Annotated in this window: 24 protein-coding genes, 2 pseudogenes and 1 riboswitch; of the genes and pseudogenes, 14 read left to right on the forward strand and 12 right to left on the reverse strand. The window is 31.3% G+C overall.

What is annotated here, in order from left to right:
• Both ACTS9J_RS11175 and ACTS9J_RS11180 read right to left on the reverse strand, forming a co-directional pair.
• Positions 1 to 1,194 (reverse strand): restriction endonuclease subunit S, encoded by a 1,194-nt coding sequence (locus ACTS9J_RS11175; RefSeq protein WP_448353246.1) that lies wholly within the window; start codon positions 1,192 to 1,194, stop codon positions 1 to 3.
• Between the two features lie 3 nt (positions 1,195 to 1,197).
• A complete protein-coding gene (locus ACTS9J_RS11180; protein WP_448353247.1) occupies positions 1,198 to 3,537 on the reverse strand; it encodes a type I restriction-modification system subunit M in 2,340 nt (779 codons plus the stop codon).
• Positions 3,538 to 3,871: 334 nt separating this feature from the next.
• On the opposite strand from ACTS9J_RS11180, the gene ACTS9J_RS11185 reads away from it, so the two are divergent.
• Complete coding sequence (locus ACTS9J_RS11185) at positions 3,872 to 4,087, forward strand: hypothetical protein (RefSeq protein ID WP_448353248.1); 216 nt, start codon at positions 3,872 to 3,874, stop codon at positions 4,085 to 4,087.
• A 12-nt stretch (positions 4,088 to 4,099) separates the two neighbouring features.
• Here the strand turns inward: ACTS9J_RS11185 and ACTS9J_RS11190 are convergent, their stop codons facing one another.
• On the reverse strand, positions 4,100 to 5,137 hold the full coding sequence (locus tag ACTS9J_RS11190; RefSeq protein WP_448353249.1) for a hypothetical protein: 1,038 nt from the start codon (positions 5,135 to 5,137) through the stop codon (positions 4,100 to 4,102).
• Between the two features lie 779 nt (positions 5,138 to 5,916).
• Between ACTS9J_RS11190 and ACTS9J_RS11195 the strand changes: the two are divergent.
• Together ACTS9J_RS11195 and ACTS9J_RS11200 are read left to right on the forward strand one after the other, a co-directional pair.
• A pseudogene (locus ACTS9J_RS11195) lies at positions 5,917 to 6,195 on the forward strand (IS982 family transposase); the annotation flags it as partial.
• Positions 6,175 to 6,270, forward strand: a pseudogene (locus ACTS9J_RS11200) (IS982 family transposase); the annotation flags it as partial. The pseudogenes ACTS9J_RS11195 and ACTS9J_RS11200, both read left to right, overlap by 21 nt.
• Here the strand turns inward: ACTS9J_RS11200 and ACTS9J_RS11205 are convergent.
• Both ACTS9J_RS11205 and ACTS9J_RS11210 read right to left on the reverse strand, forming a co-directional pair.
• A complete protein-coding gene (locus ACTS9J_RS11205; RefSeq protein ID WP_448353250.1) occupies positions 6,250 to 6,738 on the reverse strand; it encodes a hypothetical protein in 489 nt (162 codons plus the stop codon). The pseudogene ACTS9J_RS11200 and the gene ACTS9J_RS11205 sit on opposite strands and share 21 nt — an antisense overlap.
• A 172-nt stretch (positions 6,739 to 6,910) precedes the next feature.
• Positions 6,911 to 9,796, reverse strand: a complete 2,886-nt coding sequence (locus ACTS9J_RS11210) for an alpha/beta hydrolase family protein (protein ID WP_448353251.1) — start codon at positions 9,794 to 9,796, stop codon at positions 6,911 to 6,913.
• A gap of 118 nt (positions 9,797 to 9,914) precedes the next feature.
• Between ACTS9J_RS11210 and ACTS9J_RS11215 the strand changes: the two genes are divergently transcribed.
• The 3 genes from ACTS9J_RS11215 (at position 9,915) to ACTS9J_RS11225 (ending at position 12,901) form a co-directional block, all read left to right on the forward strand.
• On the forward strand, positions 9,915 to 10,856 hold the full coding sequence (locus ACTS9J_RS11215; protein ID WP_291090253.1) for an MBL fold metallo-hydrolase: 942 nt from the start codon (positions 9,915 to 9,917) through the stop codon (positions 10,854 to 10,856).
• 150 nt (positions 10,857 to 11,006) lie between these two features.
• Positions 11,007 to 11,441: a hypothetical protein gene (locus ACTS9J_RS11220; RefSeq protein WP_291063257.1), complete on the forward strand. Its 435-nt coding sequence runs from the start codon at positions 11,007 to 11,009 to the stop codon at positions 11,439 to 11,441.
• 167 nt (positions 11,442 to 11,608) lie between these two features.
• The gene (locus tag ACTS9J_RS11225) at positions 11,609 to 12,901 is read left to right on the forward strand and encodes a serine hydrolase domain-containing protein (RefSeq protein WP_448353252.1); all 1,293 of its coding nucleotides are present in this window, start codon (positions 11,609 to 11,611) and stop codon (positions 12,899 to 12,901) included.
• Between the two features lie 52 nt (positions 12,902 to 12,953).
• On the opposite strand, the gene ACTS9J_RS11230 is transcribed toward ACTS9J_RS11225, so the two are convergent.
• Positions 12,954 to 13,775 (reverse strand): hypothetical protein, encoded by an 822-nt coding sequence (locus ACTS9J_RS11230; RefSeq protein WP_286496213.1) that lies wholly within the window; start codon positions 13,773 to 13,775, stop codon positions 12,954 to 12,956.
• A 609-nt stretch (positions 13,776 to 14,384) separates the two neighbouring features.
• On the opposite strand from ACTS9J_RS11230, the gene ACTS9J_RS11235 reads away from it, so the two are divergent.
• Positions 14,385 to 14,720, forward strand: a complete 336-nt coding sequence (locus ACTS9J_RS11235) for a hypothetical protein (protein WP_219035349.1) — start codon at positions 14,385 to 14,387, stop codon at positions 14,718 to 14,720.
• On the opposite strand, the gene ACTS9J_RS11240 is transcribed toward ACTS9J_RS11235, so the two are convergent.
• The 3 genes from ACTS9J_RS11240 to ACTS9J_RS11250 form a co-directional block, all read right to left on the reverse strand.
• Entirely contained in the window at positions 14,707 to 15,594 is an 888-nt protein-coding gene (locus ACTS9J_RS11240) for an IS3 family transposase (RefSeq protein WP_448353039.1), read from the reverse strand. The genes ACTS9J_RS11235 and ACTS9J_RS11240 overlap by 14 nt on opposite strands.
• A 23-nt stretch (positions 15,595 to 15,617) precedes the next feature.
• Positions 15,618 to 15,884 carry a transposase gene (locus tag ACTS9J_RS11245; RefSeq protein WP_219033924.1) on the reverse strand — a complete coding sequence of 89 codons (267 nt, stop codon included), beginning with the start codon at positions 15,882 to 15,884 and terminating at the stop codon, positions 15,618 to 15,620.
• A gap of 249 nt (positions 15,885 to 16,133) precedes the next feature.
• Positions 16,134 to 17,012, reverse strand: coding sequence for an IS982 family transposase (locus tag ACTS9J_RS11250; protein WP_219034401.1), 879 nt, complete (start codon positions 17,010 to 17,012; stop codon positions 16,134 to 16,136).
• A gap of 112 nt (positions 17,013 to 17,124) precedes the next feature.
• On the opposite strand from ACTS9J_RS11250, the gene ACTS9J_RS11255 reads away from it, so the two are divergent.
• On the forward strand, positions 17,125 to 17,406 hold the full coding sequence (locus ACTS9J_RS11255; protein WP_219035212.1) for a hypothetical protein: 282 nt from the start codon (positions 17,125 to 17,127) through the stop codon (positions 17,404 to 17,406).
• Positions 17,407 to 17,458: 52 nt separating this feature from the next.
• Here ACTS9J_RS11255 and ACTS9J_RS11260 read toward each other — a convergent pair whose 3' ends face one another.
• A complete protein-coding gene (locus ACTS9J_RS11260; protein WP_219035213.1) occupies positions 17,459 to 18,253 on the reverse strand; it encodes an alpha/beta fold hydrolase in 795 nt (264 codons plus the stop codon).
• A 1,048-nt stretch (positions 18,254 to 19,301) separates the two neighbouring features.
• Positions 19,302 to 19,396: riboswitch (SAM-I-IV-variant riboswitch) on the forward strand.
• 48 nt (positions 19,397 to 19,444) lie between these two features.
• Between ACTS9J_RS11260 and ACTS9J_RS11265 the strand changes: the two genes are divergently transcribed.
• The 5 genes from ACTS9J_RS11265 to ACTS9J_RS11285 all read left to right on the forward strand — a co-directional run bounded on the left by ACTS9J_RS11265 (position 19,445) and on the right by ACTS9J_RS11285 (position 22,818).
• A complete protein-coding gene (locus ACTS9J_RS11265) occupies positions 19,445 to 20,050 on the forward strand; it encodes a hypothetical protein (RefSeq protein WP_448353253.1) in 606 nt (201 codons plus the stop codon).
• A gap of 48 nt (positions 20,051 to 20,098) precedes the next feature.
• Complete coding sequence (locus ACTS9J_RS11270) at positions 20,099 to 20,521, forward strand: PaaI family thioesterase (protein WP_038337190.1); 423 nt, start codon at positions 20,099 to 20,101, stop codon at positions 20,519 to 20,521.
• Positions 20,521 to 21,048 carry a DUF4269 domain-containing protein gene (locus ACTS9J_RS11275; protein WP_448353254.1) on the forward strand — a complete coding sequence of 176 codons (528 nt, stop codon included), beginning with the start codon at positions 20,521 to 20,523 and terminating at the stop codon, positions 21,046 to 21,048. Before ACTS9J_RS11270 ends, ACTS9J_RS11275 begins: the two co-directional genes overlap by 1 nt.
• 88 nt (positions 21,049 to 21,136) lie before the next feature.
• Positions 21,137 to 21,823 carry a VOC family protein gene (locus tag ACTS9J_RS11280; RefSeq protein WP_286485595.1) on the forward strand — a complete coding sequence of 229 codons (687 nt, stop codon included), beginning with the start codon at positions 21,137 to 21,139 and terminating at the stop codon, positions 21,821 to 21,823.
• Between the two features lie 80 nt (positions 21,824 to 21,903).
• On the forward strand, positions 21,904 to 22,818 hold the full coding sequence (locus ACTS9J_RS11285) for an AEC family transporter (protein WP_038337191.1): 915 nt from the start codon (positions 21,904 to 21,906) through the stop codon (positions 22,816 to 22,818).
• Positions 22,819 to 22,921: 103 nt separating this feature from the next.
• Here ACTS9J_RS11285 and ACTS9J_RS11290 read toward each other — a convergent pair whose 3' ends face one another.
• Positions 22,922 to 23,668, reverse strand: a complete 747-nt coding sequence (locus ACTS9J_RS11290; protein WP_291047268.1) for a dienelactone hydrolase family protein — start codon at positions 23,666 to 23,668, stop codon at positions 22,922 to 22,924.
• An 80-nt stretch (positions 23,669 to 23,748) separates the two neighbouring features.
• Here ACTS9J_RS11290 and ACTS9J_RS11295 point away from each other — a divergent pair, with 80 nt between their 5' ends.
• Complete coding sequence (locus ACTS9J_RS11295) at positions 23,749 to 24,165, forward strand: putative signal transducing protein (RefSeq protein ID WP_448353255.1); 417 nt, start codon at positions 23,749 to 23,751, stop codon at positions 24,163 to 24,165.
• Between the two features lie 58 nt (positions 24,166 to 24,223).
• Here the strand turns inward: ACTS9J_RS11295 and ACTS9J_RS11300 are convergent, their stop codons facing one another.
• The gene (locus ACTS9J_RS11300; protein WP_313095778.1) at positions 24,224 to 25,222 is read right to left on the reverse strand and encodes a beta-ketoacyl-ACP synthase III; all 999 of its coding nucleotides are present in this window, start codon (positions 25,220 to 25,222) and stop codon (positions 24,224 to 24,226) included.
• Positions 25,223 to 25,394: the final 172 nt, after the last annotated feature.

Consider the following 25,394-nt stretch of genomic DNA (forward strand, 5'->3'; position numbering starts at 1 on the left):
TTAACAAACCTTAACTTTCCCCGTCACCACATCGTTGATTAAGCTTTGTTTGTATTCTTTTAATTTGGTAATTTGTTCTTGTTTTTGGGTAATGGCTTCGTCTATTTTTCCTGTGACTTCATCCAAATAAGCAACAATTTGTTCTTGTTCTTTGATTGGGGGAGTTGGAATATTATGATTATTTAAATCCCCTTGAGTCATACTTGGTAATGCCGTTGCCGTTGAGTAATATTTAAATGGAATTGTTGTTGAGAAATAATATAAATATTTTGTAATTCCCTTATTATTTACCACGCAATAGAACATTGTATCAACAGTCCAAAATTTTCCTATAAAATAAAGAGGCTTGTCAATAGTACCTTTTCTACCTAAAAATAATACTTCACCATCATATAGATAATTAGATGCGTAAGCAAATTGACCACCAGAACCGATAACTGGGTAACCTTCATCAACCTGAACGTGTTTATAATCTAACCCATTATTAATTCTCATAAGATGCTTCAACCTCTTCATCTCCCAATGCGCTGGAATTTCTCCAATCCATTCTACACCCGAATCTTTTGTGGGTGCATTGGCATCTAAACCTTTGGTTACGGCTTGATGAATTTTTGCTTGGCGCAATTCTTTTAGCTTTTCGATTTGTTGCTCTTTGGTTTGTACCAACGCATCAATCTTCGCTGTTTTTTCGTCTAAGAAATTTGCAATGGCTTCTTGTTCGTGGATTGGGGGGATAGCCAAAAAAATGAACTTCATTTCATCGTATCTTGTTGTCCAAAGATCAGCAACAATACCGTGACCATTTCTGTAGAATTCTTCAATAAAACCATTTGATTTTAATAAGAACTCAGAAAACTTAGGGTAAATCCCCCTTGGTTTCATCACAATATTAATTAATGAAACTGAACCATCTAAATATGAAAGACCACTTGATCCTTTTCTGTCAGATCGGCTATTGATTACAAAATCACCTGCAATTACCAATTTACGGTTATCACCATCATTTGATTTTGCAGCGCTATCAAGTTGTGGAACAATACCATTTTTAGTTACTGATAATGGTTCAAAATCTTTATCTGAAACTTTTTTTCTTCTCTCTTCAAACCAGTTACCTAAACGTTTACATTCCCAATGCTCAGGAATCTGTCCAATCCATTCGATCCCACTTTCTTTGTACTGTTCGTATGTTTGCATGGCTTAAAATTTTAGGATTTCTGCCAACAAACCATCCCCTTGTTCTTCTAAGGCTAATAAATCGGCTGTAATGTCTTCTATTGCACGCAAAGGTGTGTGTTGGTAAAAGTATTTGTTAAACGATATTTCGTACCCAATTTTCACTGAATCGAGATTAATCCAAGCTTCTTCTACGTGAGGAATTACTTCGCGTTGGAAATACGTTAAGATTTCTTCGTTTAGCGAAATTTGTTCACTATCGCGTAAATCAGATTCTGTTTCATACGTAATAAATTCACCTGCTTTAGCCGTTGGGTAATAGCCAAAGAATGGTAATTCATCCACCGTACATCCTAATTTATCAAGCAATTGATCTAACTTGTCACCAGAAAGTTTTTCAACTTTTTTAATTACTTTTTCTGCTGTTGCATCGTAAGTAGAAATGGCGTTTAAGATTGCCTTTTTCTCAGCTGCTGAAAGGTTGATTTTATGCTTCTTAACAACATCATCCACTAACGAACTAAAGGCGTTAAAATCCATAAAAACATCATCACCAACGTGATTCCATAAAGCTAGCGCAGCGTCGTAAATAGCTTTTGGTTTTTGCCAAGTCGCAGGATCCACTAACTTCGCAATCTGTTTTTTATTTAAACCCCAATCTTCTTTTTCTGCACGTTTAGCAATTTCCTCTATTTTCGATGATAAATCTACATACGCTAAATCACCGTAGGTATCGTAAATTAATTGCATTGGCGTAGCCAAAGCTTTATCGAAACGTAAAGTTTCTAAAGCTTCTTTCGTAAACTGAGCACGTAAACGTTTTGGACGCTCGATGTTTACTTTGTAATAACCAAAATCCGTATTTTTAAAACGTTTGATTTTTAATTCAGAACCTTCTTTCGTTTCCTCTATATTATCCAAATAAGCTTGAGCAATTTCTCGGATTTGTGCTGGCGTTAATTCGCAGTTTTTAGAACCTAAATTTTTACGTAATTTCTGGAATAAATTATTTGCATCTAACAATTGCACAGATCCCTGACGTTCTTTTGGTTTGTTATTGTTCAATAACCAGATATACGTTGTAATCCCCGTGTTATAAAACATATTGTTGGGTAATTGTACGATGGCATCTAATAAATCATTCTCAATAATGTAACGACGAATGTTGGACTCACCCGAACCTGCATCACCAGTAAATAAAGATGAACCGTTGTGAACGGATGCAATTTTACTTCCGATTTTATTGGCAGTTGGTGCTTTCATTTTATCCACCATTTCCATTAAAAACAGTAATTGTCCGTCCGAAGTTCTTGGCGTTGCATCCACTACTTCCCAATTTCCCCAGTAATCTTTTAATTTGAATTGGAAACGAGTATCAATGACATCTTTACCGTCCTTGATGTATTTTACTTCAGAAGCCCATGATTTACCGTATGGTGGATTGGATAGCATAAAATCGAATTTCTCACCCGAAAATTCATTCGTGGATAAAGTAGAACCCACACGAATATTTTCTGGGTTCTTCCCTTTGATCATCATATCCGATTTACATATCGCATAGGTTTCATCATTGATTTCTTTTCCGTACAGATAAATATCACCAGCATAACTGATTCCACTATCTTCGATTAAGAAATTCTCTGACTCCGACAACATTCCTCCAGAACCACAACATGGGTCATAAATCGTAATAACAGGAGGTAATTTATCTTTGATTGGTTCGAAAACCATAGCAGTCATCAGTTGGATCACTTCACGAGGTGTAAAGTGTTCCCCTGCTTCTTCGTTATTTTCTTCATTGAATTTACGAATCAACTCTTCGAAAACATACCCCATACCAAGATTGGATAATGCTGGTAAAGGACGACCTACGGGATCGTTAATTTCAAATGGAGTTAAGTTGATATATGGTGAAGTAAACTTCTCTAAAACATCTAATAAAACGTCTTTAGAGGCCATGTGACGCACCTGAGCAACTAAATTGAATTTCTCGATAATTTCCTTCACATTCGATGAAAAACCATTCAGATACTCTTCAAAATTAGCGATTAGTTTTTGTTGAGAATTAGTAGCTGTACCTTTTAGCTTCTCCATTGTCCACGATGAGGTATTGTAGAATACATAACCCGATGCATCTCTTACCCCTTGTGGATCTAATTCTACTTGCCCAAGCTCTTCACGTTGGAATTTAACTTCTTCAAGAACTTTGTCTTTGGTAACTTCTAAAAGCGAGTCGATACGACGTAAAACTACGAATGGTAAAATTACATCGCGGTATTTTCCTCGTACATAAACGTCGCGTAAACAATCGTCTGCGATCGACCAAATAAAGCTAACTAATTTATTATGTGATTGGTGTGTCATTTTACTTTCTAAAGATTTAATCCACCGAAATTACGAAAATAAATGATACCATTTTATTACAAAACAACAATACTTAATTGAATAATTTTAGCACTAATAAAAAATTGATAAAAAGATAAGAATAAGTTTTGTATCAATTTTATTTATTGGTTACAATAAAATCATAAATAATTTTTATAATTAGGTTTTTATTTATATATTTGTAATTCAAATTTTAAGGATAAAAAATAATAATCTTAAATCTATTTGTAGAATAAACAAATGATCTTTTTAAAAGATCAAAAATTAATAATCATTATGTGAAAGCACATCATTAATTTTAAGATTTGAAAAGATGGCTGAGAAGTCAAAAAAAAATTACAAGTTAACAGATATACTCTACAGCTCAGATATTCGCAAAATGTTGAGATGGTCAAGATCAACTCTACAACGTTATGAAGAAAAAGGATTACCCTTTTTCCGAGCGGACGAAAAAGACGAAAAATCACTGAAAATGTATATTGAAGAAGATGTTGTAAGTTGGTTACTTAGACACAAAAGAGGAGCATAAGCTCCTCTTTTTCTATTTATATGTAAAAAATGTTGAATTTAAATCCTTACTCGCCTCGTAAAACTGAATCGCTCGATCTAACTCACTTCGTTTATCATAAAGTGAAAATGCAGATCCATCATTTATTCCTTTATGTGTCATCATTTTTACATTTTCTCTTTCCATTCTTAGATTTAGTGCATTTGTAATGAAACTTGCTCTACAAACATGACTACTTGCCACTTCATTCAACTTTCTAGTTTCTTTAACTTCACCTACACCAAAAATGGTTTTTGTCAAATTAACCTCATCATCAACCTCCATTTCTACTAATAACTTTCTGATTTGCCGTGTTATTGTTGTTACACTATTATATGAGGGAAACTTTCCTAATCGCCTATAAACATCCATCGCTGGCTTCATTACAGGAGAAAGTAATTTGATCCCAGTTTTATCTGCCTGATTTTTGATAGCAAAAAACCTTTCCCCAGATGGCGTAATAATTTCGATTGGTTTCTCTTCAAATATCAATGCTACTGATTGATGTCGCATTCCTGTCGTTGATGCAATCATAATAAAATCTTTTGCATGCTGGGTAACTTTAGATTTGGGTTGATGGTTATAAATCTTAATAAGAAGCTCTTCATTAAAATAAAAATCTCTTGAGCCTTTACCAGTCCCAACCACCAACCTTTCATCATCTAAAAACAATGTAGGATGTAAATTATAACCACGAATACGCGCTTGCTTTAAAATATACCTTAATTTAGTTGTTATCGTATTTACGGTATCCAAAGAATAACCTAATTTATTTGTAAGACGACTTTTACTCTTAATGTGATTATGTTTTAAAACAATTTTACCAATTGCTATTTTATTAATTACCTCCAGAAAATTCATATACATTTCATAGCTAAACTCATCAATATAAATTTGTCGTTTAAGATATTCCTGATAGTTCTTGATGTGAGTTCCTTGCTCCCTATATTTATTTAACCCGTAGTGCATTTTGATTGATAAATAATAAAGTTGTTCATTTGATTGAAAAAGAGTAAATTTATTTAACTTCAAAGTGTTTACAATGAACAACTTACTTGCAAATTACGAAAGAATATTGGAAGTTCTACGAAAATTATCCACAGATACACTTTTTAATTTATAAATTTAGATGACCTAAACTTCTTTTTAGGACTCATAAGTCTTGTCTTAACAGTTGAATTTATGGGTATTGATAGTGAAAATCATTAATTTTGAAATCTCCCTTAAGTGCTAAGTTGTAATATTCAACGAAGTATTTACGATCGTATAAAACGTAGATTATCAGAGCAAATTAATAGTATTCTAGCTAAAATTACTGCACAAACATTGAATCAGTACATTATTAAAATACACTTAAATCGAAATATTAATAATCTAAAAACTCAAATTATTTAAAGTGAAAAACGGTTAAAAAAACCTATGTTTATATTGTGGTTAGAGAAACAGTGTGTTAAAAAGTGTTAAATTCCTGTATCGGTGTATATCGAAAATGACACTTTTCTGTATCGGTTGTGTATCCGCGCTGTATCCATTCTGTATCCATTGTATATCCGTTCCGTATGGTTTGTTCGGTGTTCGTGTATCGAAATGTAAACATTATGTTTCTAGATATGAGTATTGAGAGGGTTGGATATCTCCCTGAATTTCCAGTATAAATAAAGCTACATATTTTAAAAATTGTAAATTATTATTAAACTCAAAGATCGTATTATAACTAAAGATTTATACCTGTTATACATTTGATTAATAAATAATAAAGTAGTCCATTTAATTGAAAATAAGTAAATTAATTTGAATACAAAATATTTACAATGAACAACTTACTTGCAAATTACGAAAGAATATTGGAAGTTCTACGAAAAATTTCCACAGATACACTTTTAATTTATCAACGTAGAAGACCTAAACTTTTTAATTTAGAACTCATAAGTCTTGTTTTAACAGCTGAATTTATGGGTATTGATAGTGAAAATCATTTATTTCGAAATCTTCCTAAAGCGCTAAGTTGTAAAATTGAGCGTAGTATTTACAATCGTAGAAAACGAAGATTATCAGAGCAAATTAATAGTATTCTAACTAAAATTACTGCACTAACATTGAATCAGTACATTAATAAAATATACTTAAATCGAAATATTAACAACTTAAAAATTAATATTACCTAAATGCACTACGAGTTTATTTAATGAATTCTCCTTAATTGGATTCTGTCCTTTCAACGTCATCTTTACTCGCTCATCACAATATTGCTCGATAAAATCAACTAATAATATTCTGTTATCTTCTTCCTTAATCTCTACCTTTCTTCCTAAATTTATTAGTAGATGTTCTTTAAAGTCTTCCTTTGTTGGTTTATACCCCATCGCAATAAAATAAGTCTCCGTCTTAGATGTCGCTGTTTCAAAATCCTCCAGCGCTCTTTTAAATATTATAACCCCATGCTTCTTTGACTTATTAATTTTTTCTCTATCGAATTTAAAATTAGCTTCGGCATCTCCGAAATCTATTGGGTTAATAGTTTTACCTACTGAAATTTTCAAACGGTCGCTAGGATTTTTAAAATACCCCGTAAGGTACGCGTCTACAGATTGAGACTTATTATTTTGCTTACTTTTCAAATGATAATTAATCATACTATAACATTGGTTTTTGATTTAACTACAACGAAAATACCCCTATTCCTCAAGGGGAGAAATAGGGGGAGATTTATTGAACCAAAGTGAATTATATTGAATTAAAATGAATCAACTTGAAACGATCCTTTAATTTAACAGTCAACCACTTACATAATTAACTATTTAGTTTTTAATCAATTGTATTTTCATATCCAAAGCCCCAATCAATACCTTTCTTAATTGCTGGAACGCCTTCTGTCATCCATTTTGGAGCAGGTTTATCTTTCAGATAATGATCAAAGAATTGCACTTGACGTTGCTGAATATCATTTTTATTCGCACGTTTTATCAAATTATGATCATCACCATTATAATTCAACATCCAAACTGGCTTTTGTAAACGACGCAATGCCATAAACATCTCAATTCCTTGGTACCAAGGAACAGCACCATCTTCGTCGTTATGCATGATTACAACTGGCGTCGTAACTTTTGGCATATTGAACAAAGGCGAATTTTCGATGTATAATTCTGGCGCTTCCCACAACGTTTTACCAATTCTACTTTGTGTTTGCTCGTACTGAAATTGACGACTCATTCCCGTTCCCCAACGAATTCCACCATAAGCAGAAGTCATATTCACAACTGGCGCACCCGTCCAAGCCGCAGCATACATATTGGTTGCAGTAATCAAATGTGCCACTTGATATCCTCCCCAACTTTGTCCCTGTATGGCAATTTTACTACCATTTACCCACGTATTTTTCTTCAACGCTTCTACTCCAGAATTGATATAATCTTCAGCAGATTTCCCTGGATGACCAATCGTATACGAAATATCTGGTGTAAATACAATGTAATCGTTACTTACAAAATATGTATGATTAATACGAGAAGGCGTTGGCGCAGGCGCTTGATAACGATTCAAATTATCCGAAAGTTTTTCGTAGAAGTAAACAATCATTGGATATTTTTTATTTGGATCAAAATTCTCTGGTTTGTACACAACTCCAGTTGCTTCTTTACCCGAATACGTTTTCCATGTTACCAATTCACCGTTCCCCCACAAATAATCTTTTTGTTGCGGATTGATTGCAGAGATCTTTTTCTCATCTTTAAAATTAGTTGAAACATATACATCAGGCGAATTTTGGAACGATTCTTTTGTATAAATAAATTCGTTCGCATTCAACGCTTTCGTCATTTTTTGCGTTCCCCAAGTATTCGACATTACAACTTTTTCAGGATTTTTTGCGTTCGAAATGATAGTTTGATAAACTCCAGATTGTTTATTCTGATTATTAAAAGCACCTAAATAAACTAAATTATCACGATTAAGTGATTTTATATCATCATTCAATTGATTGATATCAAACGTAATATTATGTTTACGACCGAAACCATTTGTCATATTTTCTGGACGACGATTTCCAGCCAAATCAAACTCCCAAATATCATAACGATCTTTGATTAAAACCGTTTCGTCATTATCAGTAAAATAGGCAACTCCATATTCTTGCGCTAAAGTTGGCGAATCATTTTCTTCGTCATAGAATTTCACTTTTAACTTTTTATTCAGAACTTTTGTTTCCTTTGTTTCGATATTATAGCTCGACCAAAAACCATTTTCGGCATTATAAAAAACAGCAAATTTTCCATTTGGCGATATCTCTACTTTTCCAGCCAAAGCTTTTGCAAATAACTCGCGTTGTCCCGTTTTCGTATTAATGATATAATAATCTTTACGACCTGTTACATCCCAATTAGAGCTTAATCGATAGGCATTATCAGAAGTTCCTAAAGCAAAATTTGAATTTCCTTCATTCAATATTTCTACTTGATTCATATCCAAATCCGCTAATTGTATCACTTTTACAGGATTCGATAAATCAATCACTGATAAATACGAACGCTTTTTTTCACGCTCAAGATTCTTTAATTGTTGTGGTTGAATAAAATCGTCTTTGTAACTCCAAACATCCACGTTTGCATAATCATCAGCAATTAAAGTTGTGTCTTTGTCTGCTAATTTTGGCATCAAACCAATGAATAAAGAATTTCCATCTTTACTAAATTTTGGTTGACGATTTTCTGAAACTTGCCAATCTTTTTTCAATCCTAATAATTCAGATTTCTTAATTTGCTGTGAATTATTTGTTGCAGTATAATATAAATAATACGTTTTGTTTTCTTTTTTCTCATCATCAGAAGTTCCAACAAACGCTACTTTATTTGCTAATTCATCAAACGCAAATTGCTTGAAATCTCCAATTGTATCAACCAATTGCTTTTGTGCAAAAGTTGCGGTATTTACCAAGAAAACACCATATTTAGTTTTATCTAAACTATCTTTTTTCTCTTGTTTAGTCGAAAAAATTAATTGCTTACCATTCTCGCTAAACTCATAATTCATCACATTTTTGAAAGATTTTTTTTGGCCAGAAATCAAATTTCTCAACACCAATTCTAACGGCGTATCTTTTTTATCTTTTCCAGCTGGTTTAGAAGCTTTATCCTTCGTTTTTGTAGAATCTGACTTGTCATTTTTATCATTCTTCGATTCTTCTTTTTCTAATAAATAAGCTAAAAAAGAACCTCCTTTTTTCGGTGTTTTGAATGATTTTATATTTGGTAATTTCTCGACTTGATTAGTTGCAAGATTTAATATTCCGATCGAATCTTTAGCAATTTCATGTTCCTTTTTCTTCTTGATTCGGACCAATTTCAAATCTTTATAAAAAGGTCGAATTTTAAAAACAGTAAATTTAGAATCTGCTGTAAAAACACTTTGTTCACCACGATGAAAACTTAGATTTTTATCCGTTTTCAAACCAAAAAAGTTCAATGTATTATCACTTTCTTGTGCATTAACTTGATAAGCAACCCACGAACCATTGTTCGATAATTCTTTCATTCCAATTGATTGCCATTCATCAAAAACAGTCAAATCTAATGGTTTCTTTTGCGCATCAACATTTGTTGCCAATAAAGCGATTGCCGCTGCATACATTGCTTTTTTTGTCATCAGTTGAGTCGCATAATTTCTCAATATTTTAGTAGATAATTTCGATTTCATTCTAACTAATTTTATGCGTTAATTTTATAGAAGTGTGAAAATACTAAAGTTTTTAGAAACTATGAGGATATTTTAGTTTAATAATACTTTCAGTTGTATTTTTGTTAAAATTCTTTTTATGAAAAAATATCTATTAAGTATTGGATTTGGAATTTCGATGATTGCATCAGCACAAAATATTCAGATTGTTCCACTTGGAGTTTATGGTGGTAGCAACGAAAGCAATCTTTCTTCTTATTTGATTGGTGAAGAAACGACAAATAGCTATTTGGCATTGGATGCTGGGACAATTCTTTCTGGAATCAATAAAGCAATAGAGAAAGGTACTTTTGAAGAACAAAATAGTAAAGTTCTGAAAAATTATATCAAAGGATATTTTATTTCACATGGACATTTGGATCATCTTTCAGGCATGATTATTAATTCTCCAGAAGATGCAAACAAGCCTATTTATGGTATTTCTGAAACAATTTCAGTTTTAAAAAATAAATATTTTACTAATGATGCTTGGGCAAATTTTGCCAATGAAGGCGAATCGCCAATTTTGAATAAATATTACTACAAATATGCAGAAATAGGAACACCTTTCACAATAGAAGAAACTAATTTTACAGGAACAATTTACGAATTGAGTCATGTAAATCCTTTGAAAAGTTCGGCAATATTAGTCGAAAATGGCTCAAATGCAGTCTTATATTTTGGTGATACAGGAGCAGATCGTATCGAAGGAACTAAAAATTTAGCAACTATTTGGAAAGCAATTGCGCCTAAAATTAAATCAGGTAAACTGAAAACAATGATGTTAGAAGTTTCTTTTCCTAATTCTCAACCTGAAAAATTATTATTTGGTCATTTAACACCAAAATTGATGAACGAAGAATTAGGTGAATTAGCGAAAGAAGTTGGAAAAAGTAAGTTGAAAGGTTTTACAATCATCGTTACTCATATCAAGCCAAAAGATGATTATGAGCAAAAAATTAAAGACGAATTGTTAAAAGATAATCCATACAACATCAATTATATTTTCCCTCAACAAGGTGAAAGAATAATTCTAAAATAAATAATAATTACGAATTTATCATTTAAAGTCAAGATAATTTTTAATCATTTTATTTTAGTCGGTCAATTTTTATTATTTTGATAAATTAACGCTATTGATTTTTCATTAATTCGTGTGTCTATTCTACATTTGAATAAACCATAAGAAAAAATGACCGCGCAAATAGGAGAAATTTTATTAATCGACAACCAACAATATATTATAGCCGAACAACCATTACATCATTATTTTAGAAAATTAAATCATCCACCTTATTTTACTCCGCCTTCGCCAACGTGCTGGAGAGGATATTATGGGAAATGGGAATTGAGAAATGACGAATTGTTTTTGATTAATTTCAGAGGATATTTGGATGATTTAGATGAAGTTGAATTGAATTATTTATTTCCAAAAAGAGAAGAAGTTTTTGCGAGCTGGTATTCTGGAATTATTAAAATTCCAAAAGGAAAATTATTACAATTTAATCAATTGACACATACATCTATTTATGAAGAAGATTTGATGCTGTGTTTTGAAAATGGAAAACTAATCGATTATATCGTTCATAGCAATTGCACAAATTCTGAACGAGAAGTTGAGATCTAATCAATCGAACGCTTCAAAGCTTGTCGGTGAATTCGTCTTGTTATTTGACCTTATTATTCTTTCGAATTCACCGATTTTTAATAAAATAAAGTTTAAAATGGTTTTCGTAAATTTGAGAAGCAAGCTTCTCCTCTACTTCATTTATCAACCAAATAGATAGTACAACTATGAAAAAAATATTAGTTTGTTTAATTTTAGTGATGACGCAAATGAATTATGGACAACAATTCTTGACTGCAGAGCAATCGGATCCAAAGAATTTTAATTGGATGAAAGGGTTTCCACCTGCAAAAGAAGATATTTTGTCCGCTATAGATGGTAGCTTTTTTAACTTTCCGGCTTTGCGTTACAGCGTTTGTCATATGCGCGAGTTTTTCCCAACTGTAAATGTTGCTTCGGCACAAGAAAACAGATATACTTGGGCAACTAAATTGGATCAATCTATCGATAATGTGACTTTTACTCCTTTAGAAACTAAAGAAACTATGACATGGAAAGAATCTTTGCAAAAAAATTATACCGATGGAATTATTGTTTTACACAAAGGCGCTATTGTTTATGAGAATTACTTTGGAGAACTAAACAAAAACGGAACTCATACCTTGATATCGGTTAGTAAAACCTTAACGGGTACATTGGGCGGAATGTTAGTTGCCGAAGGTATTCTAGATGAGAATAAAAAATGTAGTGATTATATTCCTGAATTGAAAACCTCAGCTTTTGGTGATGCTACGATTCGTCAAGTTTTGGACATGACCACAGCTTTACAGTATAGTGAAGATTACAGCGATCCGAATGCAGAAGTGTGGGCTTTTTCGGCTGCTGGAAATCCTTTTCCTAAACCTGCTAATTATAATGGACCTACAAATTATTATGATTATCTAAAAACAGTCAAGAAAAATGGTAAACATGGCGAAGCTTTTGGTTATAAAACAGTGAATACTGATGTGATGGGTTGGATTATTACAAAAGTATTGAATAAACCTTTGGCTCAAATTCTATCTGAAAAATTTTGGCAACCGTTGGGAACTAACTTTGATGGATATTACCAGATTGATGGTGCTGGAATTGCTTTTGCAGGAGGTGGATTTAATGCAAACCTTAGAGATTTGGCAATGTTTGGAGAAATGATAAGAAACAATGGTTACTTTAATAATCATCAAATTTTGCCTAAAAAATTGGTTGACGAAATAAAAAAAGGAGGAAATCAAAAAGCTTTTGCAAAGGCAGATTATAAACTTCTAAAAGGCTGGAGCTACAAAGATATGTGGTGGGTAACCAATAATGAGCATCAAGCATTTATGGCGCGTGGCGTTCATGGTCAAGCGATCTATGTTGATCCAAAAGCGGAAATGGTTATTGTGCGATTTGCTTCCAATCCGGTTGCATCGAATAGTGCGAACGACCCGTATTCGTTACCAGCTTATCATGCTGTTGCAAAATATTTATTGACTAAATAACAAAAAGCTCAACTAATGTTGAGCTTTTATTTTATATGATAATTTGTTCGAATTAATCTTCTGATTCTTCTACTTCCGATTGTAAGCCTTCTCCAAATTCACTTAAAGCAGAATTTAATGAAATCTCTGTACAATACTTAGATCCTAAATCTAATCCTTTTTGTAAAAACTCTTCCGCTTTTTCCTTTTCTCCTGTAAAATAGTAATACGTATAAAATAATCCGTATCCATCTGGATTTCCTAAATCAATCACACGTTGTGCTAATTGCTGTAACTCTTTATTTGGTTTTAATTTCAACTCTTCTGTTGCACTTAATGTTTCGAAAACACCACCAGATTGTTCAGCAAATTTATAGGCAAAAACTACTTTACAACTTTCATCAAAACCTTCTTTACACAGTTTTGCATTTGCAGCTTCATTTTCTTTTAATTTTTTAGTTAAACTTTCTTCATCAAAATCAAACAAATAGGTTGCATTATTTTTAAAATTAATATCATAATTCTCTGCCATCCAATTTGCACGTTGTGCTAATTTAGAATCTGATTGAGGTTTATTTTCGAAAGATTTCAAATTTGATTTATACACTTTTTTATCCACCCAATCTGAAATTCCTTTTAATTGATTTTTCTCTTTTTTGAAGATAAAAACCGTTTTTTCGACAAATATTATAACCGAATCATTGCGTTCTGTAAATTCGTAACCAACCTCATCAAATTCACCGATTGTTACTCTTCCTTTTCCATCAAATTTCAATGGATTATATAATTCATCTTTTGCTTTTGTTGTAAAAACGCCTTCTAACGTATTAGTCGCTTGTTGAGCAAAAAGTGCTGACACCATAAAGAATGTTGTCAATAAAAATAGTTTTTTCATTTTTTAGAAAGTCTCAATTAATATTACGCCAAAAATAAACGTTTTAATTCGTCTAAAACTCACTAATTATAGTTAAAAATAAATTTCTTTGTTATCAACCAAGGACTCGGATAAGGTAAAACACACCTGTTTATAATCAACCGAGGACTCGGGTAAGTTAAAACACATCTGTTTAGAATAAAAACGTCGCACAATAACTAAGCTTTCGTCTTGCCCAGAGGGCATGAGATGGAAGCCTGTTGAACGGAACCGAAGTTAGCTTTTAATTCTTATGGAGTTATCGAAGTTTAGTTTTAAGCTATATAAGCAGTATTTTATATGATTACTGCTTTTTTTTATGCTTACGTAGAATGCGAAGTAGTGAAAACCTTAGTTTTTAAAATAGTATATACTCCACAAAAAAAGCTCCTCTCAGGAGCTTTTTGGGTTATGCAACGTTATTTATATATTCTTTTTTGACAATTAGTAAAAGAAAACACGAGCAAAAGTGGGAGAAAATTTGTAGGATTGTAGTTTTACAATAAGGGGTTTGATTGTGATTTTTTGGTATATTTGAGTGTAAAAAAAAATATTATTAACTATTTTAAAAGTAAATAAAATCAAGATTTAATGACTAATACAATAAAAACAAATTGGAAAACAACTGATTTTCGTTTTGTAGCTTTTTTAGATATATTAGGTTTCAAAGATAGTATTATGAGAAATACTCATGATGAAATTTATTCTAGATTAACCTCTATTAACAAATTCAAAAAAAGTATAGAAAAAACAAATTATAGTACTCATCTTGATGGATGCTATAGTGATACTGAAGTGTATATCGTTAACTTCTCTGATTCAATTGTTATCTTCTCTAAAAATGATGATAAATATAATTTTGAATATTTCCTTATTATGGTCAGATATTTATTTGGGTGTAATCTTCCCCTTGTTAAGAACACTTAAAAGTAGAGTTTTTATTTAATATTATTGTATTATTATTTTGATTAATTTGAAATGTAGGAAAATCATTAGGATTTTTGACCTTACCATATTTCAATAAAAAGTTTCTAGGAGAAAGATATTGCAAAGAACTATGTGGTCTTTCATTGTTATACATCCACATCCAAATTTCTGTATAATTTTTCATTTCTTTGATATTTTCAAATAAATAAGCATTTAAAAAATCTGTTCTAAAAGTTCTATTAAATCTTTCAATCAAAGAGTTTTGCGTAGGTTTCCCAGGTTGAATATAATATAATTCAATGGCTTTTTTTTGACAAAATAGTTTTAGTTTTTCAGCAATAAATTCTGTACCATTATCTACTCTAATTTTCTCAGGTTTCCCTCGCCATTCGATTAGTTTTTCTAGTTCAGAAATTACTTTAGCTGAAGGTAAACTTGTGTCGATACAAATACTCAAAATTTCTCGATTAAAATCGTCTATAATATTCAAACTTCTCACGCTTTTTCCGTTTTCTAAACTATCATGCATAAAATCCATACTCCACGTTACATTTGGATAAATCGGACGTAAAAGCGGCTCTTTAATACTTGCAGGAAGTCTTTTTTTACGTTTATTACGTAGGTTAAGTTTCATCGAAGTATAAATTCGATAAACTCGTTTATGGTTCCAAGTAAAGCCTAAATTTCGTAAACGATAATGCATCATCCAAAAGCCCCAAGTTTGATGCTCGTTAGATAGTGCTATCAATTGAAAACGTATTTTATCATCCTCATCTTTACGTACTTTTTGATAATAAAAAACGGATGTTCTTAAGCTAAATAGACGACAAGCCCTGCGAGAACTTAGTTGATGTTTTGCTTTTGAATACAACACCAATTCTCGTTTTTCACAAGGCGTTATAGCTTTTTTTCGATAACATCTTTTAAAACTACGTTTTCTAAAGTAAGCTCTGCTACAATTTTTTTATATCGGGACAATTGCTTCTCTAGTTCCTTTAATTGAGCTAATTGATGGGCTTCCATTCCGCCATATTTACTCTTCCATTTATAAAAAGTGGGTTGGCTTATTCCATGTTCACGACAAATTTCATTGACTGTTTTGCCTTGATTTTGTTTTGATAAGATCTTGACGATCTGAACTTCTGTAAAATTGCTTTGTTTCATAATTATCCCTAAGTTAATAAACTATATTTTTAAACGTTCCGTTTTTTAGGGAAGATTACATGGGGAATGTATTAAAAATGGAATTCCAATAAAAGGAGGTATTGCATATGGAGAGATTAGTGTTAATAAAAGTGAACAAATTTATTTTGGACAACCAATAATCGATGCATATTTACTTGAAGAAGATGTTAATCATTTAGGCGTAGTTTTTCATAATACAATAGATAATTATTTAACCCGTTGTGCATTTTAAATAATTTGGGTTTTTAGATTATTAATATTTCGATTAAAGTATGTTTTATTAATGTACTGAACCACAGTAAGAGCAGTAATTTTAGCTAAAATTCTGGTTTTAAACCCTTCGAAAGTCTTTGCATAATTTCGTCTAATCATAAACTGATCACATAGTTGAGAAAATAACGTTTCAATTCTTTTTCGATACTTTTTGAATGGACAAAACTGAGGTTTATACTCTTTTTGATTGGATCTTTTCGGTGTTTCTAATCGAATATTAGCTTCATTAAATAAGTCAATTTGAATTGTTTGCGACAAATAACCTTTGTCCCCAAGTAGCAAACAATCATACATTTGAGTTTTAACATCTTTCAAAAAATGAATGTCATGAACAGATGCGGGACTGATATCAATACTCTGGAAAACACCATTTAAAGAACAAATAGCATGAAGTTTATAGCCATAAAAAGACATTTGCTGAGAAGCACAAAAACCTCTATTTGGTGCACTATACTGATGTTCTTTGCAAATTTTCGAGCGATTAATTCTTGCTATTTTACACACTTCCAACGGCATACTATCAACTATGAAACAATTTTCAAATTCATTAAATTCTTTCGCTAATTTGAGGCGAATACTATTAATTTGCTCTGATAATCTACGTTTTCTACGATTGTAAATACTACGCTCAATTTTACAACTTAACGCATTAGGAAGATTTCGAAATAAATGATTTTCACTATCAATACCCATAAATTCAGCTGTTAAGACAAGACTGATGAGTTCTAAATCAAAAAGTTTAGGTCTTCTACGTTGATAAATTAAAAGTGTATCTGTTGATATTTTTCGAAGAACTTCCAATATTCTTTCGTAATTTGCAAGTAAGTTGTTCATTGTAAATGTTTTGTAATTAAAACAATTTACTGATTTTCAATCAAATGAACAACTTTATTCTTTATTAATCAAAATGCACAACGGGTATTATTTATTAGAAAATCATGAAAATTTGAAAGATTTAAAATACTTATACAAATCTTTCTTTAAATATAAAACTCCTTTAAAATATGGAAAATTAACCCATAACTCAATAAATTGGTATAAGACTCTTATTGATAGTTATGATTCTGACAATTATGATTTAAAATATAATGAAATAGTTAATAAATTAAACAAATTTTATATAACTGCTTCTGGTAATCCAAGAAAATATATTGATAATACTATTGATTTATTTAAAGAATTATTAGACAAAGAAATTATAAATTTAGACAAGAAGACTATTTCTTAATATATTATATAAAATTCACTAAAAAAAAGCTCCTTATCAGGAGCTTTAGTTTTTATGCGACATTATTGATAAACTCTTTTTCGAGGATACCGTCTACTATTTTTTCAACCTTATCGATGTTTGCTTTTAGTAATTCGTTGTCTTCTATTTGTTCTATTTCGTGGAACTGTACATGTTTGTTAAACTCTTGCAGTTTGGCGTAATAACGTTTCAATTCTGCTTTGTTGAACAAGTTTCCATTCTTCACATAAATCACATGTATTTTTGATTTGATGTATTGCGAAACTTGCAATATATCGCCTCTATTGCGTGATATATCTATCGAATAAAAAATAGATTTCAGGTATTCGCTTTTAGCTGTTGGCTCTTTTACCAACCAATCTGTAGTCTTAGGACTTGCTGCTATCGGAATAATATTCAGCACCTTATTTGGATACAAACATGCCATTTCCCACGCTAATCCTCCACCTAAATCTGCACCAATAATGGCAAAAATCTCGTCTACTTCCAATTCAAATAACGTCAACCAAAACAATACCGCTACATCGCGTGCTGTAATGTGATCGCGTGGAATATAGTCGTACTTTATGGTTTCGGAAACGCCATTTCCAGGAATATCTATACAGATTACCGTATACTCATTAAGATCAATTGCTTTGTTTTTCCCCATGACTCCATCCCAATGATAGGTACAATCTGAATCTCCATGTAAGGAATGGTTAATCAAAATGACTGGAGCTGTTCCTAATGGAAGTCCAAAAAGTTGAAATGTTACCGAAACATTGTTTAAGATTGTGTTGTCCTCTAAGGGCCAAACTGGGATCGTTACTTGTTGTAAACTTTGCATTGTTTTTAATTTTATATTGGTAATTGTTGTTTTTGTTCAAAAAAAATCCCCATCGAAACTCGACAGGGAACATAAAATATATTAAAAAATAAAATCTCTTTTTAGTATACATGACTTTCCCACGTCTGGATATTCCAAACCTGTTTGCGAATCGACATATATAAGCACGTAAACTTCATTTTTTAATTACTTTGTTAGTCAAATGTATAAAATAATTTTCGGCAAACAATTAAATTTCTCTTAATTATTTGTAAAATTTTCTAAATCTCTATTTTTAATAACGAATTCGAAATATCTTCTTGAGGAGATTATGGTGATGTTTTCTTAATGAGAAGCTGAAATGAATTCAGCTTGACAATCCATGTATTTATTAGTTTATATTGTTTTTTAAACTTATTCGTTTAGATTCTTCATTTCCGTTAACGATTCATTCAGAATGACAATAGGTAAAAAATACCTACTTGAGGAGATTATAGAGGAGTTTTTTTGATGAGAAGTTGAAATAAATTCAACTTGACAATCTTTATTTTATTAGTTATAGCCTATTATATAATTTGAATAAAAATTCGTCAATTCGAGTGATTTTTAGAAATGTAATGAATAAAAATTGTATCGAGAATAGAATTTTATCTTCTAAAACTTTATTCTCGATACAAAATTCTAAAAGAATTTCACTCGAATTGACGGGTTTTATTGATAAAATTATCAGAATACATAACGGGTTCGTTATATTCTTTTTTATACAGAAGTATAAAAGTCTTGTCACCCTAAACTCGTTTCAGGGTCCTATCTAATTCAGAACATAAAAATTACAACCACATAGAGACATAGATTTAACAATATTGATGAATAGAGATAAATTGAAAAAAGAATAAGTGAACTAATATTACGATGTATCTATGTGGTAGAATATTAAAAAACAAATCAAGTAATTATTTAAAACTTTATTCTCGAAACAAAATCCTATTTAGAATATTATTCTAAATAATTGTTTTAAAATAAAATTATCAGAATACATTACTACATATTCAATTTTTTATGTAGTTTTACATCGTATTTCGAATCGTAGAAAACGATACCAACCGAGAGGAGTCTCCACGGTGGTAAAACAATACGGGAGTTCATCCAAAAACAACGAAAAATCCCCTATTATCGAAATACAATAATTGTTTTATTTTAACTATTTATTGTATGTCACAAAACATTTCTGAGCTTAATTTAGCTCCTATATCAGATGAAAAATTGGTCGATTTTATCAACCAACAATTACCTATTATAGTTCCTGCGCTAAAAGATCATATTGTCGAAGAATTCAAGAGAAGAGGTTTGGATTATCGTCATCTATACAATGTAAAAACAGATGAATTGAATATTAAACTTCCGCTTAGTTTGATTGATGGTTGCTTGTTCGAGCGTAATATTCCCAAACCGCCTTTGGTAGGGAATTTCTACGCTGTTGTACATAGATTGAGAAATTTTTTGCAACATAGCAAAGAATTGAACGGAAAACGCCTTAAAACGTTTCATTATATCTTCGATCAACTTTATTTACCTTATGAATTGATTGATATTATTTCGGAAGATGATGTCAAAAATCTAACTGAAGATGATGTATTTATTACCTTCAAAAACTCGAAACAACATTTCCCGAACGATAAGATTATCAATAAAATTCCGAAAAATAATTTATTGATTACCGTCGACAAAGGGAATTATTACCGCGGTTTGGATAAAGTAATTTTGTCGCATCATAATACAATTATCAGAGAAGAAAACTTGAATAACGTAACTGCATAACTGAAATTGCTTTCGACAAATCTCTATATTTGTTGAAAGCAATTTTATATGACGCCAGAAAAAAGAGAATTAGTAGAAGCAAGTTTTAATCGTTCGGAAACCTTAAAATTTTATAACGCATCACTTATCGAATGCGAAACGGACTATGTTTCGATTAAGATTCCAAAACAAGAAATGATGACACGTAAGCACGGAATGTTTAATGGTGCTATGATTGCTTCTTTGGTTGATGTTTCATCTGGTTATGCTGCTGTTTCTCACTATGACGACGATTGCTACGTGGTAACAGTTGAGTTAAAGGTGAATTATTTGCGACCTGCTTTGGGTGATTATTTACTATCAAAAGCCTATGTGATAAAAGGCGGAAAAAAGATAAGCACCATACGCACAGAGATTTTTGTGGTTGATGAAACTACTAACAAAGAAACCCACGCTGCTACTTCTTTGGTGACTATGATGAGAATAAAATGATGCAAGATTTTCTTACCATTGATTATTTAGAACACGGAAATGAAATACAACACAATGTGTTTCATTTGTTGCGCAATCATCAAATTTTAGAAAAACTTGACACATACAAACCTATTGTCGTAGGTACAATTCCGATTGAAATCAATATTGAAAATAGTGACATTGATATTATTGGTGAAACGTCTAATTTTGAAAAGGCCGCAAATCATTTATCAAAGAATTTTTCTCATCATATTGAATTCAAAATCGATCAATTAACAAACAATAACGAAACTTGTTTGACGTGTAATTTTAGAATTGATACGTTTGAAATTGAGATTTATTTAGAGAATAAGATTCCAACCGAACAAAATGCCTATCGACATATGCTCATTGAGGCGAAACTACTTGAAAAATTTGACGAATCATTCAAAAACAAAGTCATCGAACTTAAAAAGAATGGTTACAAAACTGAACCTGCTTTTGCAAAAGTTCTTGAGTTAAAAGGTAATCCATATCTCGCCTTATTGAAGTATGAAGTAGATTAAACAGTTTTCTTATAACGCAATTAATTAAATCAATTCAACTTGTTATTTTCTTCTTTTTTGTTGATTTACTTTTATAAAAAATCGCAGAATGAAAATAAGAGAATTACAATTGTTTACAAATGAGTTAGAAAAAACGAAATCATTTTATACAACTATTTTAGCTTTTGAGTTAATTGAAGAAACAGAAAATCAGTTTAGCTTACAAGCTGGTTGGACAAGATTAACTTTTATAAAATCGGATGAAGAACATATTTATCATTTCAGTTTTTTAGTTTGTAAAAATCAATTCGAAAAGGCATTTAATTGGATACAAAATAAAACTAAAATCCTAAACACCGATGCCGATCAACATATTGCAAACTTCGAAAATTGGAATGCACAATCTTTTTATTTCTATGACGGAAGTAGAAATCTTGCTGAAATGATTACACATTATAATTTAGCTTATGAGAATGATGTAGAATTTGATCAACATTCTATTTTAGGAATTTCTGAAATTGGTTTACCTACAACTGATATTGAGGCTACCAATCAATTATTAGAAGAGAAAACAACATCTAAATTCTGGAAAGGAGATTTTGAAATTTTTGGTACAAACGGCTCAGATGAAGGGAAAATATTATTACCAAATTACTTTATTAAAACAACTTGGTTTCCTACAACTGATACAATAACTCCTACTCCATTTACAGCTATTTTGGAAAATGAAAATTGTTATTCAAAAGTAATTTTCAATAATAATAAATTAAATATATCTAATCTTGCCATTTTATAAAAAATAAGCATTGAATAAAAAGTGATATCTTAAGGGTAAAAAAAAATGGGATTGTAACTTTGCATTCCAAATATCTAAAAATGGTAAACTTTATATTAATCGCAGTCTGCATAATCGCCGGAATGGTGTTTAAAGCAACAAAATCTATACATCCTGATGCACATAAAGGGATCAATACGTGGATCTTATATTTGGCTTTACCAGCAGTCTCGTTTAAGTATTTACCAAAAGTAGAATGGTCGCAAGAGATGCTATTCCCTATCTTTTCGACTGTCATTATTGCCGTTGGAAGTTTGTTTTACATGAAATTCTACAGCAAAGCAAAAGGCTATTCGGAGCGTTCGAGAAGAACATTGGAATTGGCAAGCGGCTATAGCAATACATCTTTTATTGGCTTCCCTTTGATCTCAGCATTTTATGGAGAAAAGTATTTGAGTATTGCGATTATTTGTGATCAAACCATGTTTTTGTGCTTGTCAACCATCGGAATAGTTTCTGCGTTAAAAGGCGGAAGTAATGGATCTGGAGCAATAGATTCTAAATTTATCTTGAAACGATTATTTACTTTCCCACCATTTTTGGGTTGTATTAGTGCATTGATTTTATCTCAATTTATCGACTTATCTCCTGCCGAACCATTCTTCGACAAATTAGCTGCAACCGTAGGTCCATTGGCTTTATTTTCGGTTGGATTGCAATTAAAGTTTAATGGTTGGAGAAAATTATGGTCACAAATTTCGATGTCTATGGTTTACAAATTAATGATTGCGCCTGCAGTTGTAATGCTTTTAGCCATCGTAATTGGAATAAAAGGTGATGTGGCTAAAATCTCTATTTTTGAAGCTGCTATGCCTACATTAGTGACATCGAGTATTATTGCGGAACAATTTAAACTCAATACCAAACTAACCAATTTGATTATTGGTATCAGTATTATTGTAGGCTTTTTTACAGCTGCTTTTTGGTATGAAATGATACAATTGTTTATTCAGTAGATTTACATATTACGGTTTTTATTAGAATTAAGATAAATTTTATCTTCTAAAACCTTATTCTCGATACAAAATTCTAAAAAGAATCTCATTCGAATTGACGGTTTTATTTCAATACTTCTTCTAAAAACAATAATGTATGTTCCCAAGCTCTATCTGCCATTACTTTATTATAATCAGGTGATTCTGGATTGGTAAACGTGTGTTTTGAATTTGCGTAAGTTATCATTTGCCAATCTGTTTTTCCTTCGTTCATTTCAATTACTAAATTCGAAATATCTTCGGGTTTTACAGATTCATCTTCAGCAGGATGTTCAATCAAAACTTTTGTTTTAAGAGGAATATTTTTTCGAGCCGAATCTTTTGCTAATCCACCATGAATAGAAACAACGCCAACAACAGCTAATTGCACACGAGCAGCTTCTAATGCGCCTGTTCCTCCAAAACAATAACCAATTACAGCAATTTTACTTGGATCTGCACCAGCTTTGATTAACTCTTTCAACGCCAAATCAATTCGTTTTTGATAAGCTGCATAATCAGACTTGTATTTTCCTGCTATTTTAGCCGCTTCCGCATTATCTTTCGGATTGTTTCCTTCTCCATAAATATCCGCAACAAACGCAATATAGCCTTCTTTTGCTAAATCTATTGCAGCTTGTTTTGCTTCGTTATCAGCTCCTTTCCAAGCCGGTAAAATCAAAACTCCTGGACTTTTCTTTGTCGTATTATCAGTTACTAAACCGTTCAATTTTTGCGAACCATCTTTATAAGCAACTTGTTTTAGGTTTTGCGCATTTGTCGTATTCATCATCAATACAATTAAAAATAAACATTGAATTACATTTTTCATCTACTAAAAAATTTAAGACATTAAGATAAAAAGAACTAATTTTATATCGGATATTGAATTGAATATTTAACACAATTAGCATGGAACTTATTACATTAAAAACATTTGAAAGCCCTATTGAAGCACATATTTTACGTTCAAAATTAGAGAGTGAACAAATTGATGCTTTTGTTATTGATGAACATTCGGTTGGGATGAATCAGTTTTTGTCGAATGCCATTGGTGGCGTGAAAGTAAAAATTAAGAAAGAAGATACTGATTGTGCTATGAAAGTTTTAGAAGAAATTGATACTTCAAATTATACCAATAATTTGGATGAAATTCTTGTTTGCCCTAAGTGTGGAAGTAATGAGTATTACAGCAATTACAAGTCAATGAAAGGTGGAAAAGGTTTACTTTCTTTATTATCTTCTATCATATTTTGGGTTTACCCAATTTACTACAAAAACGTGTTCAAATGCAAGAAGTGTGGTGAAGAATTTAATAGTTTACAATAAAAAAAGAACGACAATTTCTTGCCGTTCTTTATGAACAAAAATATATGATTTTTATTGATTAAATTGTCCAACGCAATAAGCTTGCTCCCCAAGAGAAACCTGCTCCAAAGGCTGTCAACATCAATAAATCTCCTTTCTTTAATTTTGCTGTATTTTCCCAAATACATAACGGAATTGTCGCTGCAATTGTGTTTCCGTAATTCTCAATATTGATTAAAGTTTTACCTTCTTCAATATTAATTTCATTACCAACAGCGTCAATAATTCGTTTATTCGCTTGATGCGGAACCAACCAATTTACATCTTCTACAGAAAAATCGTTGCGTTTCAAAACATTGACACACGTATCACTCATTGATTGAATTGCATTTTTGAATACAATTTTTCCATCTTGTCTAATGTAACGCTTCTCATCAACCAACAACTGTGAACTCGCTGGATACAAAGAACCACCTCCTTCTATATTCAAGAATTCTTTTCCAGTTCCATTACTCTGTAACAAAGCATCCAAAATTCCTTCTTCATTTGTAGGCTCTAACCAAACTACTCCAGCTCCATCTCCAAACAAAATATTTGTCGAACGATCTTTGATGTCTACATACGCACTAATTTTATCAGCACCAATGACCAAAACATTTTTGTAACGTTTGCTTTCAACCAATGAAGCACCCATGTCCAACGCGTATAAAAATCCAGAACAAGCTGCATTCATATCAAATGCCCAAACATTCTCTATTCCTAACTTTTCGCACACAATATTCGCAGTAGCAGGCATCAACATATCTGGTGTAGAAGTCGCAACAATCAACGCATCAACATCTTTGATGTCTTTTTTGTATGTATCAATTAAATTCTGAATTGCACTAACCGCCATATCAGAAGTCGCTAAACCTTCCTCTAAAATACGACGTTCTTTAATTCCCGTTCTTTTTACAATCCATTCATCAGAAGTGTCTGTAATCTTTTCTAAATCGAAATTAGTTCGTTTATTCTCTGGCACATAACCACCGATTGCTGAAATATGTGCAAATATTTTTTTTGTAAAATCTACCACCATAAAATTCTTTTCATTCAAATTTCATGTATCGATTATCTACTAAAAGACGCATCAATTAAAATTTGAGCAACAAAGGTCTATCCATTTTAACAAATTAGTTAGCAAAATAAACGTAATAATATGTCAGAAAGACGTTTTTAGAAAGTTTTCACATTTACATTGATTTACATCA

The sequence above is a fragment of the Empedobacter sp. ULE_I140 genome (assembly GCF_053482575.1).